The sequence below is a fragment of the Kitasatospora sp. NPDC002227 genome, from assembly GCF_040296285.1.
Lineage (GTDB): Bacteria > Actinomycetota > Actinomycetes > Streptomycetales > Streptomycetaceae > Kitasatospora.
The window spans coordinates 1-11,921 of the sequence record NZ_JBEOWY010000093.1; the positions used below are offsets into that span (position 1 = coordinate 1).

Sequence of the window (11,921 nt, forward strand, 5' to 3'; positions counted from 1 at the left end):
AACGCTCGGCTGGGAAACCCCAGCCGAGCGTCTGGCTAAACTCCTCGCGGCCTAGACAACCGACCACGTGTTGCAACGACCCCTAGAAACCGCCTACAGGGCAGTGGGGCGGAACGCCCCGCGAATCCGGTCAGGCGTCCTCGCCGTCAGGGTGGACGACCAGGATCGTGCAGCCGGTCGCCGACTGCGGGTAGTGCACCGATCCGGGCTCGGCGCAGAGCAGCGTGCCGACCGGCCAGGCGTTCGTGCCGTCGCCGAACTCGCCCTTGAGCACGTGAACGATCTCGCGGACCGAGTGCCGGTCCTCGCCGAACCGCGCGCCCGGCGCGAACTCCAGCAACATGATCACGCTGGGGTCGTTCGGCGTGCCATCCTTCAGCCGGCGCATCGTAATGTGCTCGTTGACCCGAGTGTCCGACACCGGGGCCTGGTTCAGGTGAACGCTCACGAAACCCGGAAGCATAGGTATCCCCACTTCAATTGCTTTGCGGCGGCGGCCTGTTACCGTCCGCCGGGTGTGGATCAGCGTAAGGATCTTCGACGGGGCTTACTACGCCACACCTGCACTACTTTCCGCAGGATGCACAGCACGCGTGCACTGCGCGACCCGGCATCCCGGATAACCTTGCCGCCCCACCCCGTCGGAGGAGACGTGATGCTCACACTCGCGGCCCTCACCCGCCAGCCCGAGTACCTTCTGCAGCCCCTGCACACCGCCGTCACCGACGACAGGGTCGTGGACCGTGCCGCACTGCTCGCGCCAGGCGACCACCCCGCCCGGCCGTCCGGCACGCTCCTCGTCTGGTCACCCGGCACGATCGACCTCGGGCAGGCACCCGTCTGGCTGCGGTACCTGGCCGACCAAGGCGCGGCCGGCCTGATCCTCGCGGCCGACGCGCCGCCCCACCCGCAACGGCCACTGGTCGAAGCCGCTCGTCACGCGGCACTCCCGCTGCTCACCTCCGGCGCACCCGTGGCAACCTGGCGCCACACCTTGATCCCGCAGATCACCGAACACCGCCGGCAGGCAGCCGACCGGCACGCCGCCCGCCTCGCCCGTCTCCTGGACCACCTCGACAACGACAGCCCCCCGGCCGGTGTGCTCCTGGACTGGCTGGCCCGCCAGCTGGACGCGGAAGTGAGCCTTCAGCTCCCCACCGCCGTGCTCCCCGCGGTGGACAGCACCTTCACCTCCACCCACCCCCTCCGGGACGACGACCGCCTCCTCACCGCCCGCCGCCACCACCCATTCAGCACCTCCGACCGGGAGCTGCTGGCCCGAGCCGCCACGGTCCTCACGATCCGTCGGCACCCGTCCGTACCCACAGGCGGCACCGTGCTCGCCGAGACCCTGCACGCCGTACGCCTGGCCGCGTTCCAAGCCCTGATGACCGGCCACGTGGAACCCGCCCAGCGCATCCTGGGGCCCCTCTCGCCCTACCTGCTCGACACGGACGACGTCCAGATCGCCATCATCGACTGCGCCGGCACCTCCCGCGACGGGATGTTCCCCCGAGTCGAGACCCTGCTGTCCGACACCGGCTTCGCCGTACGGTGCCCCGCCTTCGACGGACACATCATCACCGTCGCCCCGCACTGCGACCCCGACCTGCCGGAAGCACCGGCCGTCACCGCCCTGCGGGCCCTGGTTGCCGACCGCAGCCACAAGCTGAGCCTGGGCATCAGCCCCACGCTGCCCCTCGAAGACGCCGCCACCGGCTTCGCCCTGGCCTACGACGCCATCGCCACCGCCCGGATCAGCCCCACCCGCGCCGCCGTCGCCCCCTTCACCCTCGGCCTGCTGGACGCCCTCGACCCGCCCACCGCACAACAGTGGGCCACCGCCCTGCTCCAGCCAGTCCTCGACCAGCGCGGTGCCGAGAAGCAACTGCCCACCGTCACCATCGGTCTCGAGTTCGACGTCTCGGCTGCCTCCCGGATACTCGGCATCCACCGAAACACCCTCAGCCGCCGCATCCACACCGTGCTCCGGGCCACCGGCCTTGCCACCGACCGCGCCGCCGATCGCATCACCCTCTCCCTCGCCCTGCAGATCCACGCCCTGCACGGCCCGGCCACCGACCCGGCCCCCCAGGCCACGCCCACCCTCGCCCACCTCCTGGCGCAGCCACCGGTCACCGACTGGGCCACCGCCGCGCTCGCCCCACTCAGCCAGGAATGCGCCGACCAGCGCACCACCAGCGGCGACACTCTCGCGCGGACCCTCCGCACCTGGACCCGCGAGGACTTCCGGGTCGACACCGCCGCCCAACGCCTTGGCCTCTACCCGGCCACCGTCCGCGGGCACATCCACACCGCCGAGGCGCTCCTGGGATGGATGCTCCTGTCCAACCTCTCGGTCGGCCCGCTGTCCGACGGCGAAGACGCCCCTGGCAAACAGTCCGGGCTGCGCAGCCTCGCGGCCGCGCTCCAGGCCACCCCCGGAACGCCCCGGACCACCCTGCCCGACCCCACCCCTTGCGACAGGGCTGTGGAGAATGACCTCCGCTAGCCTTCGAACGTCACTGACCAGGGAGTTTCGTCGGTGTACCCGGGCAGGCCGCTCACCCTCCCCACAGCGGGTGCCGGCCCGTCCGGCGTGATGACCGAGCAGATCGCGGATGCCTCGTCAGGCCGCCTCACGGCCAGTCGACGAGGGAGTTGTACGCCGCGACCTGGGCCCGGCGGGCCGTCCGCAGCAGGGGCGCCAGCACCTCGCGGCGGGCCGCCAGTTCGCCGGCGCTCACCGCTGCGCCGTGGTCGTCCAGGGCGATGCCGAGCAGGGCCGAGACCTGGCGGGCCGAGCCGAGCACCCGGACGGCGCGGCCGGAGTAGCCCGGGGCGAGGACCTCGCTGTGCTCCTGGCGGCGCAGGGTGTCGAGGGCCCGCAGGGCGGCGGGGCCGGCGCCCGCCACGTCCAGCTTGGTGAGCATCAGGGTGGCCTCCCGGACGGCGTCGGCCATCCCGCGCTCGGCCTCGTCCAGCGAGGCGACGTCCGCGCCCGGCCCGTCCCCGATCACCGAGCCGCGCCAGAGCACCCGTACGCCCTGGTCCCCGGCTGGGCCGTAGGTCTCGATCTCGGGCACGAAGCCCAGCGGAGTCCCGGCGCACACCACCGCCTCTCCGGCCTCCAGGGCCGCCGAGTTGAAGGCGGCCGGCCCGGCCAGACCCAGCAGGTGGCCGGGGGAGGGGAGCGCGAGCCGGAAGCCGGTCACGCCCAGCACCCGCAGCCGCCCGAGCGACCAGGCGAGGCTGTGCAGCTCGCCCTCGGCGTCCCCGGGCAGGCCGGTGACCCGGTGGGATTCGTCGGTGCCCTGGATCCCCAGCGCCGCGTTGTCCGGCGGGGCGAAACCCTTGAGCAGCGCGTTGCCCCAGGCGGTCAGACGCCCGGAGCGGGGTTCGGTGAAACGGTCGGCGGCAGCAGAGAAACGCATCCGGCCAGCCTACGGAATGAGCGGCCACCCGCGTGGCGTAGGTTTGCTCTGTGCAGCGAGCGGTGCACCCCCTCCCAGGCCTTACCCGGCAACGGTAGGCTGCCCGCCCGCACCGACTGGTCGACACGAGTGGACCGCCCCGCAGGCCCCGAGCGCAGGGCCGAGGGCGGCCGAATTCTGCATTGGGGAAGGCGTAGGCATGAGCGACGTGCTGGAGCTGGTGGACGTAACCGTGACCCGGGAGGGGCGCGCGCTGGTCGACCAGGTCTCCTGGTCGATCTCGGAGGGCGAGCGCTGGGTGATCCTCGGCCCCAACGGCGCGGGCAAGACGACCCTGCTGCAGGTCGCCGCCACCTACCTGTTCCCGTCCACCGGCCAGGCCGCCGTCCTCGGCGAGAAGCTCGGCTCGGTCGACGTGTTCGAGCTGCGCTCGCGGATCGGCCTGGCCGGCGCCTCGATGATCGACAAGCTCCCGCACGACCAGACCGTGCTGCAGACGGTGCTCACCGCCGCGTACGGCATGACGGTCAGCTGGCGCGAGCAGTACGAGACCACCGACGAGGCCCGCGCGCTCGCCCTGCTCGACCGCCTCGGCATGGCCGGCTACACCACCCGCAAGTTCGGCACCCTCTCCGAGGGCGAGCGCAAGCGCACCCTGATCGCCCGCGCCCTGATGACCGACCCCGAGCTGCTGCTGCTCGACGAGCCGGCCGCCGGCCTCGACCTCGGCGGCCGGGAGGACCTGCTGCGCCGCCTCGGCGCGCTGGCCCAGGACGACCTGGCGCCCGCGATGGCCATGGTCACCCACCACGTCGAGGAGATCGCCCCCGGCTTCACCCACGTGCTGATGATCCGTCAGGGCAAGGTGCTCACCGCCGGCCCGATCGAGACCGAGCTCACCGCCCGCAACCTGTCGGTCTGCTTCGGCCTCCCGCTCACCCTCGAGCGCCACGGCGACCGCTGGTCCGCCCAGGGCCTCCCGCTGGGCTGAACCGAACCCCGCTGCTGCACACCCCTGAAACCGGCTGAACTCGCCGGGCTCGTACGCCTGGCCGGTTTCTGCTGCACGACCTGCGGGAACTTGTCGTCCCAGTAGTCCTCCTCTCCCTAGGATGGATCCGTGGACGGCTGGATCTGGTGGCTCTTGGCCGCGTTGGCACTCGGCGTACCGCTGGTGCTCACCGCGATGCCGGAATTCGCCATGTTCGCCGTCGGGGCCGCGGCCGCCGCACTGGCGGCCGGCCTCGGCGCCGGCGTGGTGCCGCAGTTCCTGGTCTTCGTGGGCGTCTCGGTGGCCATGGTGGTGTTCGTCCGGCCCATCGCCTACCGGCAGTTGCGCAAGGGCACGGTCGCGCCGATGGGCATCGACGCGCTCCGGGGCGCCACCGCGGTGGTCCAGGAGCAGGTCGACGACGGGGAGGGCGGGCGGATCAAGCTGAACGGCGAGATCTGGTCAGCCCGCGCGCTCAACCCCGGCAGCGTGTACGCGCCGGGGCAGCAGGTCGACGTGGTGGAGATCCAGGGCGCAACCGCCCTGGTCGTGTAGAGCAGTTCAGGTCAGTGTCTTAAGGGGAGAAGATCCGTGGAACCCGTCCTTATCGTGCTGGTCGTCCTGGTCGTGGTGGCCTTCATCGCACTGATCAAGACGATCCAGGTGATCCCGCAGGCCAGCGCCGCGATCGTGGAACGCTTCGGCCGCTACACCCGTACGCTCAGCGCCGGTCTGAACATCGTGGTGCCGTTCATCGACAACGTGCGCAACCGGATCGACCTTCGCGAGCAGGTCGTGCCCTTCCCGCCGCAGCCGGTGATCACCCAGGACAACCTGGTGGTCAACATCGACACCGTCATCTACTACCAGGTGACCGACCCGCGGGCCGCGACCTACGAGGTCGCCAGCTACATCCAGGCCATCGAGCAGCTCACCGTCACCACCCTGCGCAACATCATCGGCTCGATGGACCTCGAGTCGACGCTGACCTCCCGCGAGGTGATCAACGCCGGTCTGCGCGGCGTGCTGGACGAGGCCACCGGCAAGTGGGGCATCCGCGTCAACCGCGTCGAGCTCAAGGCGATCGAGCCGCCGACCTCCATCCAGGACTCGATGGAGAAGCAGATGCGCGCCGACCGTGACAAGCGCGCCGCGATCCTCACCGCGGAGGGTGCCCGGCAGGCCGCCATCCTGCGGGCCGAGGGTGAGAAGCAGGCCGCGGTGCTGACCGCCGAGGGTGAGGCCCAGGCCGCCGTGCTGCGCGCCGACGGTGAGGCCGCCGCGATCCGGACCGTCTTCGAGGCCATCCACGAGGGCGACGCCGACCAGAAGCTGCTCGCCTACCAGTACCTGCAGACCCTGCCCGAGCTGGCCAAGGGCGACTCCAACAAGCTCTGGATCATCCCCAGCGAGGTCGGCGACGCCCTCAAGGGCCTCGGCGGCGCCTTCACCGGCCTGACCGGCGCCAACGGCGGCGCCCAGGCGGCCCCCCCGGCCGTCCAGGTGCCCGTCGACAAGACCCCCAGCGGCCCCCGCCCCCTCGACAGCGACCCCAAGGGCGGCGCCGCCCGCCCCCGCGTCGAGCCCACCCGCGAGTACCCGCCGATCGACCCGGAGTGAGTTCACACTTCCTGAAGGGCGCGGGGTCCCCACCCCGCGCCCTTTCGCTTTCCCACGCGTGATCATCCGCATACCGGACCACCCTGGCCCCCACCCACCCCCCGGCGGCATGATCACCTCATGACGTTCTGGGAGAGCCTCGCAGTCCTCCTCGCCGGAGTAGGCGCGGGCACCATCAACGCGGTGGTCGGCTCCGGCACCCTGATCACCTTCCCGGTGCTCCTCGCCTTCGGCCTCCCCACCGTCACCGCGAACGTCTCCAACACCATCGGCCTGGTCCCCGGCAGCCTCAGCGCCGCCTACGGCTTCCGCCGTGAACTCAGCGGCCAGCGCACCCGTCTGATCCGCACCGGCTCGGCCGCTCTCCTCGGCGGCCTGCTCGGCGCCTTCCTGCTGGTCAAGCTGCCCAGCAAGGCCTTCGACGCGATCGTCCCGGTGCTCATCCTGCTCGCCCTGGTACTCGTGCTGCTCCAGCCCAGGCTGGCCCGAGCCCTGGCCGCCCGCCGCGCCGACGGCCGCGGCAGCGGCGGGGACGGCGGGGCGCTGCTGCTCGTCGGCCTGTTCTGCTCGGCCGTCTACGGCGGCTACTTCGGCGCCGCCCAGGGCGTCCTGATGCTCGCCATCATGGGCATCCTGCTCGACGAGACGATGCTGAGGATCAACGCGACCAAGAACGTCCTCGCGATGCTGGTCAACGGCGTCGCCGCCGTCTTCTTCCTCTTCACCTCCACCGTCAACTGGACCGCCGCCGGGCTGATCGCCCTCGGCTCGGTGCTCGGCGGCCTGCTCGGCGCCAAGATCGGCCGCCGCCTGCCCCCGGCCGCGCTGCGCGGCGTCATCGTGGTGGTGGGGCTCGCCGCCGTCATCCACCTCCTGACCAGCTGAGCCCACGCTACCTATGCTCCTGTGAGCACCTCCACCGTCCCAACAGACCGGAGACCAGGGATGAGCCAGCGAGCCCGCCTGACCGAGGACCAGATCGCCGAGGGCCTCACCGCCCTGCCCGAGTGGACCAGGGACGGCGACAGCATCGCCCGCACCGCCGAGACCGCCAGCTTCCCCACCGCGATCCGGGTGGTCGGTGTGGTGGCCGAGGCCGCCGAGGAACTCGACCACCACCCTGACATCGACATCCGCTGGCGCACCCTGCGCTTCGTCCTCTCCACGCACAGCGCAGGCGGCCTGACCAGCCTGGACCTCACCATGGCCGCCCGCATCGACGAGGCGCTGCGCACGGCCTCCTGAGCGTCCGTCAGCCCACGCTCCGCCCCGGACCGGCCGGTGGCCCCCGTCGTCCATGAGATGCTGGCAGCTGTCGCAAGCAGTCTGGACGGACGGAACGCATGGCTCAGGAGCACACCGGCACGGCCGGGCAGGAGCCCGTCGGGTACGACTACCAGCAGCCCTGGTACCCCCAGCAGAACGGCCAGCAGGCCGACTCCTGGGCCGACGGACAGCAGCCCTGGAGCGGCGGCACCCCCGAGCACGGCCAGCAGGCCCAGCAGTGGCAGCAGCAGCCCGGCCCGTACGCCCCCGAGGGCTACCCGGCCGGCTACCAGCCGGACTACGGCCAGCCCGACTACGGCCAGCAGACCCAGGCCTTCCCCGCGCAGGCGTACCCGACCGAGGGCCAGGCCTATCCGACCGGGCAGGCATACCCGACCGAGGGCCAGACCTATCCGACCGAAGGCCAGGCGTATCCGACCGAGGGCCAGGCCTACCCGACCGGGCAGGGTCTCGCTGCCGAGCAGCCGTACGGCACCTACCAGACCCCGGTCACCGACCCGGCCGAGCAGCAGCTCTACGCCCCGCCCGGCGCCGACGGCTACTACGCCCCGTACGGCACCGGCCAGCCCGCCGCGGGGGAGCCCGTCGCACCCGAGGCCGAGCCCGCCGCCGAGGCTGCCGAAGCCGCCGAGGCCGCCGAGGCCGAGAAGCCCGCCGCCCGCGGCGGACTGGTCGAGCGCGCCAAGGCCGCCGCCGAGGCCGTGATCTCCGGCGAGCACGCCCCCAGCCGCCGCTCGCTGCTCATCCGCGCCGGCGCCGGCGCCGCCGCGCTCGCCGTCCTGATCACTGCTGGTGTCATCGCCACCAGCGGCGACGACAGCTCCTCCGGCGGCTCCGGCGACTCCACCGCCGCCGCGCCCGGCTTCGCCGTGGCCCACTCCAAGGCCTGGGCCGCCCAGCCCGCCTCCGCCGCCCCCGCCGGGGCGGATGACAGCCTGGTCGGCAGCTGGCTGCTGGCCGACGCGGTGGTCCGCGCCGACAGCACCGGAGTGCACGCCTACGCCCTCGCCGACGGCAAGCCGACCTGGACGGTCGCGCCCCCGGCCGCCGGCGCCGTGCCCTGCGGCCTGTCGCCCAGCGTCAACGCGGGCGGCGTGGGTGCCGTGCTGTTCCGCCCCCAGGCGGACCCGAAGAGCCCCTGCACCATGGTCACCGCCGTCGACACCAAGACCGGCAAGTCCCCCTGGCAGAAGAACCTCTCCGACGCCAAGGAGAACTACGCCGCCCACGTCGCCGTCACCGACGCCGCCGTGATCGCGGTCGGCGACGACAAGGCCGCCGCCTGGGCGACCGCCGACGGCAAGGACCTCTGGCAGTACGGCGGCCAGGGCAAGTACTGCAGCCTCTCCGGCAGCGCCAACGGCGCCGCCGTGCTGTTGCACAGCAGCTGCGCCGACAGCAACCCGGTCGACCAGGCCGTGGCGCTGAACGCCACCGACGGCAAGGTCAAGTGGTGGCGCGGGCTCAACAACCAGCCCAAGACCGTCACCGTGCTCTCCGCCGAACCCGCAGTCGTCCTCACCACCGGCGCCCAGCCCACCGACGACCGCCTCTTCGCCTGGGGCGCGAGCGGCGACCCGGCCGCGGAGATCCCGCTCTCCGGCCCCGCCGGCCGGCTGGACGCCGCCCGCGGCAGTTTCGACCCGGTGCCGAACGTCTTCTTCCAGGGCCAGACCCTCGTCACCACGCTGACCCCGGCCGACGGCAAGTCCACCACCGTGGCCGGCTACGACCTCGCCACGGGCAAGCAGAGCTGGAAGACCGCCGCCACCGAGAAGGGCAAGGGCCGCGCCGTCGGCTACGACAACGGCGCCCTCCTGCTGGCCTTCGAGGAGCGCCTCGACCAGCCCGCCCACCTCAGCCGCTTCACCGCCACGGGCGGCCAGGAGACCGCCGGCGGCGCCTACCCCCAGGGAACAGGATCCCTCCTCACCTCCGGCCGCCTCCTCACCGGCAACGGCAAGTTCCTGGTCATCCCCGACCACTCCGCCAACTTCGGCACCGCCACCGCCTTCCAGGCCAAGGGCTGACAACAGAGCGAGGGGGCTGCCCGTCGGTACGGGCAGCCCCCTCACTCACGTTCTCCTCAGGCCACGGCGGGTAGCCAGGCGGCCAGGTCGCCGGCCTCGCGGAGGCCCAGCGCCATCATCAGCGTGGCCTCCGGGGTCGGCTCGAACGGGGCGCGCAGCAGCCGCATGCCGGCCTGCTCCGGCGTCCGGTCCGCCTTCAGCTGGTTGTCCTCGGCGCAGGCGGCCACGGTGTTCAGCCAAGTGTCGGCCCCACCACGGGACTTCGGCTGCAGGTGGTCCACCGTGGTGGCCCGCCGCCCGCAGTACGCGCACAGGTGCTGGTCACGCACCAGGACCCCCCGCCGGGACCACGGGGCCCGTTGTCGGAACGGCACCCGGACGTACCGTTGCAGTCTGATCACCCGAGGCACCGGTACGGAGACCCCCGTACCCCGTACCACGCGCATCGGATGGGCCTGCTCGACGACCGCCTTGTCCTGCAGCACGAGCACCACGGCCCGCTGCAGCGACACCGTCGTCAGCGGCTCGTAGCTCGCGTTCAGCACCAGCGTGTTGCGCATTCCGGACACCTCCCCGAACGGCTGCGCCCGACGGCCCAGCCGCCCTAGATCCACACCCCGCCCGGCGGACGGTCGTCGCCCCACTGTGAACCGCAGGCAGTCCCGGGAACAACGGGTTTTCGTCCCGCCTGCGCCCCCACCTGTGCCCGGGCCCCCGGCCTGCCGGGAAACTCGCTGGCCATGAGCGCGTACTCTCTAGAACGCTGGAGTCGTCCCGGCGGACGGCCCGAAGAACGGGCCATTCCATGACCACGCCGGACGCCCGACCGAAGGAGAAGCGTGACCGTGACGGACATCGTCGACGAGCTGCGGTGGCGTGGGCTGATCGCCCTGTCCACCGACGAGGACGCACTGCGCAAGGCGTTCGCGGACGGCCCGGTCACCTTCTATTGCGGCTTCGACCCGACGGCCCCGAGCCTGCACCTCGGCAACCTGGTGCAGATCCTCACCATGCGCCGGATCCAGCTGGCGGGGAACTTCCCGCTCGGCCTGGTCGGCGGTGCCACCGGCCTGATCGGCGACCCCAAGCCCACCGCCGAGCGCGTGCTCAACGACCCCGAGACGGTCGCCAACTGGGTCGACCGCCTGCGCGGTCAGATCTCGCGCTTCCTCGACTTCGAGGGCGAGTACGCGGCCCGCATGGTGAACAACCTGGACTGGACGTCCGGCATGTCGGCGATCAGCCTGCTGCGCGACGTGGGCAAGTACTTCCGGGTCAACAACATGATCGCCAAGGAGGCCGTCGCCCGACGGCTCAACTCCGACGCGGGTATCAGCTACACCGAGTTCAGCTACCAGATCCTCCAGGGCATGGACTACCTGGAGCTGAACCGCCGCTACAACTGCACCCTGCAGACCGGCGGCAGCGACCAGTGGGGCAACCTCACGGCCGGCAGTGACCTCATCCGCAAGGCGGAGGGCAAGTCGGTCCACCTGCTCGCGACCCCGCTGATCGTGAAGGCGGACGGCACCAAGTTCGGGAAGACCGAGTCCGGCACCGTCTGGCTCGACCCCGAGCTGACCACCCCGTACGCCTTCTACCAGTTCTGGCTGAACGCGGACGACCGGGACGTATCGAACTTCCTGCGCATCTTCTCCTTCCGCTCGCGGGAGGAGATCGAGGAACTGGAGCGCGAGACCGCCGAGCGTCCGCAGGCCCGACTGGCCCAGCGCGCCCTCGCCGAGGAGCTGACCACCATGCTCCACGGCGCGGAGCAGTACGAGCGTGCGGTCGCCGCCTCCAAGGCCCTCTTCGGCCAGGGCGACCTCGCCGACCTCGAGTCCGCCACGCTGGCCGCAGCCCTCGCCGAGGTGCCGAAGGCCACCGTGACCGAGCTCCTCCCGGTCGTCGACCTCCTGGTCGAATCCGGCCTCGCCCCGTCCCGTTCGGCCGCCCGCCGGACGATCAAGGAGGGTGGCGCCTACCTCAACAACACCAAGGTGACGGATGAGGAGGCCACCGTCTCGGCGGACGACCTCCTCCACGGCACGTGGCTCGTCCTCCGCCGTGGCAAGCGCAACCTCGCCGCGATCGAGTTCTCCGCCTGAGTCGAATACCAGTCACCCGAGGGGCCGGATCCAGCCAGATCCGGCCCCTCGGTGTTTGACCTGGCCCTCGCGTTGCCCTAACGTGGTCCAAGCCGCCTGAACCGGGAGGGCTGGTTTCGACCCAGTCCGAGCGAGATCAACAGGCGGATCCCTGAAACTGCTGAGCGATTCGGTGTGTGCTTTTCCGTATGGAAAAGCCGAACGAAAAGCTCTGATAGGGTCGGGGAAGCCGAAAGGCACCAGCGAAAAGCGGTTGAGTGAAACTCCGGAAAACGGAGCGGAAAACATCTGCTAGGCTGGAAACACGAAAGAACGAAGCCCGGAGGGTCGGTCGGAAGGCCGCTCGAAGGAAGCACCCGTTCCTTGAGAACTCAACAGCGTGCCAAAAGTCAACGCCAGATATGTTGACATCCCCGGCCTTGATCCTTGTGGATCGGGGTTGGAGATTCCT

At 71.4% G+C, this 11,921-nt stretch carries 11 protein-coding genes; 8 read left to right on the forward strand and 3 right to left on the reverse strand.

The features are described from left to right. Positions 1-130 precede the first annotated feature (130 nt). A complete protein-coding gene (locus ABT095_RS37790) occupies positions 131-448 on the reverse strand; it encodes a cupin domain-containing protein (RefSeq protein WP_350534162.1) in 318 nt (105 codons plus the stop codon). 207 nt (positions 449-655) lie between these two features. On the opposite strand from ABT095_RS37790, the gene ABT095_RS37795 reads away from it, so the two are divergent. Further along, on the forward strand, positions 656-2,512 hold the full coding sequence (locus ABT095_RS37795; RefSeq protein ID WP_350534163.1) for a helix-turn-helix domain-containing protein: 1,857 nt from the start codon (positions 656-658) through the stop codon (positions 2,510-2,512). A gap of 127 nt (positions 2,513-2,639) precedes the next feature. Here ABT095_RS37795 and ABT095_RS37800 read toward each other — a convergent pair whose 3' ends face one another. Beyond that, positions 2,640-3,434 (reverse strand): Rv1486c family protein, encoded by a 795-nt coding sequence (locus ABT095_RS37800; RefSeq protein WP_350534164.1) that lies wholly within the window; start codon positions 3,432-3,434, stop codon positions 2,640-2,642. A gap of 199 nt (positions 3,435-3,633) precedes the next feature. Here ABT095_RS37800 and ABT095_RS37805 point away from each other — a divergent pair, with 199 nt between their 5' ends. From ABT095_RS37805 to ABT095_RS37830, 6 genes are all read left to right on the forward strand, one after another. Continuing rightward, entirely contained in the window at positions 3,634-4,425 is a 792-nt protein-coding gene (locus ABT095_RS37805; RefSeq protein WP_350534165.1) for an ABC transporter ATP-binding protein, read from the forward strand. A gap of 141 nt (positions 4,426-4,566) precedes the next feature. Then, complete coding sequence (locus ABT095_RS37810; protein ID WP_350534171.1) at positions 4,567-4,980, forward strand: NfeD family protein; 414 nt, start codon at positions 4,567-4,569, stop codon at positions 4,978-4,980. Positions 4,981-5,016: 36 nt separating this feature from the next. Then, a complete protein-coding gene (locus ABT095_RS37815) occupies positions 5,017-6,045 on the forward strand; it encodes an SPFH domain-containing protein (protein ID WP_350534166.1) in 1,029 nt (342 codons plus the stop codon). Positions 6,046-6,165: 120 nt separating this feature from the next. Beyond that, positions 6,166-6,930: a sulfite exporter TauE/SafE family protein gene (locus ABT095_RS37820; protein ID WP_350534167.1), complete on the forward strand. Its 765-nt coding sequence runs from the start codon at positions 6,166-6,168 to the stop codon at positions 6,928-6,930. 60 nt (positions 6,931-6,990) lie between these two features. Further along, complete coding sequence (locus ABT095_RS37825; RefSeq protein WP_350534168.1) at positions 6,991-7,290, forward strand: 4a-hydroxytetrahydrobiopterin dehydratase; 300 nt, start codon at positions 6,991-6,993, stop codon at positions 7,288-7,290. Between the two features lie 98 nt (positions 7,291-7,388). Beyond that, the gene (locus ABT095_RS37830) at positions 7,389-9,362 is read left to right on the forward strand and encodes an outer membrane protein assembly factor BamB family protein (RefSeq protein WP_350534169.1); all 1,974 of its coding nucleotides are present in this window, start codon (positions 7,389-7,391) and stop codon (positions 9,360-9,362) included. Positions 9,363-9,418: 56 nt separating this feature from the next. Here the strand turns inward: ABT095_RS37830 and ABT095_RS37835 are convergent, their stop codons facing one another. Next, the gene (locus ABT095_RS37835) at positions 9,419-9,922 is read right to left on the reverse strand and encodes an HNH endonuclease (protein ID WP_350534170.1); all 504 of its coding nucleotides are present in this window, start codon (positions 9,920-9,922) and stop codon (positions 9,419-9,421) included. A gap of 285 nt (positions 9,923-10,207) precedes the next feature. Here ABT095_RS37835 and tyrS point away from each other — a divergent pair, with 285 nt between their 5' ends. Continuing rightward, positions 10,208-11,470, forward strand: coding sequence for a tyrosine--tRNA ligase (tyrS, locus tag ABT095_RS37840; protein ID WP_350534172.1), 1,263 nt, complete (start codon positions 10,208-10,210; stop codon positions 11,468-11,470). Positions 11,471-11,921: the final 451 nt, after the last annotated feature.

Excerpts from the sequence above, each read along its gene's own strand:
- ABT095_RS37835 (WP_350534170.1), bottom strand. The coding sequence starts at position 9,922 with ATGCGCAACACGCTGGTGCTGAACGCGAGCTACGAGCCGCTGACGACG.
- ABT095_RS37800 (WP_350534164.1), bottom strand. The coding sequence starts at position 3,434 with ATGCGTTTCTCTGCTGCCGCCGACCGTTTCACCGAACCCCGCTCCGGG.
- ABT095_RS37830 (WP_350534169.1), top strand. The coding sequence starts at position 7,389 with ATGGCTCAGGAGCACACCGGCACGGCCGGGCAGGAGCCCGTCGGGTAC.
- ABT095_RS37805 (WP_350534165.1), top strand. The coding sequence starts at position 3,634 with ATGAGCGACGTGCTGGAGCTGGTGGACGTAACCGTGACCCGGGAGGGG.
- ABT095_RS37820 (WP_350534167.1), top strand. The coding sequence starts at position 6,166 with ATGACGTTCTGGGAGAGCCTCGCAGTCCTCCTCGCCGGAGTAGGCGCG.
- ABT095_RS37795 (WP_350534163.1), top strand. The coding sequence starts at position 656 with ATGCTCACACTCGCGGCCCTCACCCGCCAGCCCGAGTACCTTCTGCAG.
- ABT095_RS37825 (WP_350534168.1), top strand. The coding sequence starts at position 6,991 with ATGAGCCAGCGAGCCCGCCTGACCGAGGACCAGATCGCCGAGGGCCTC.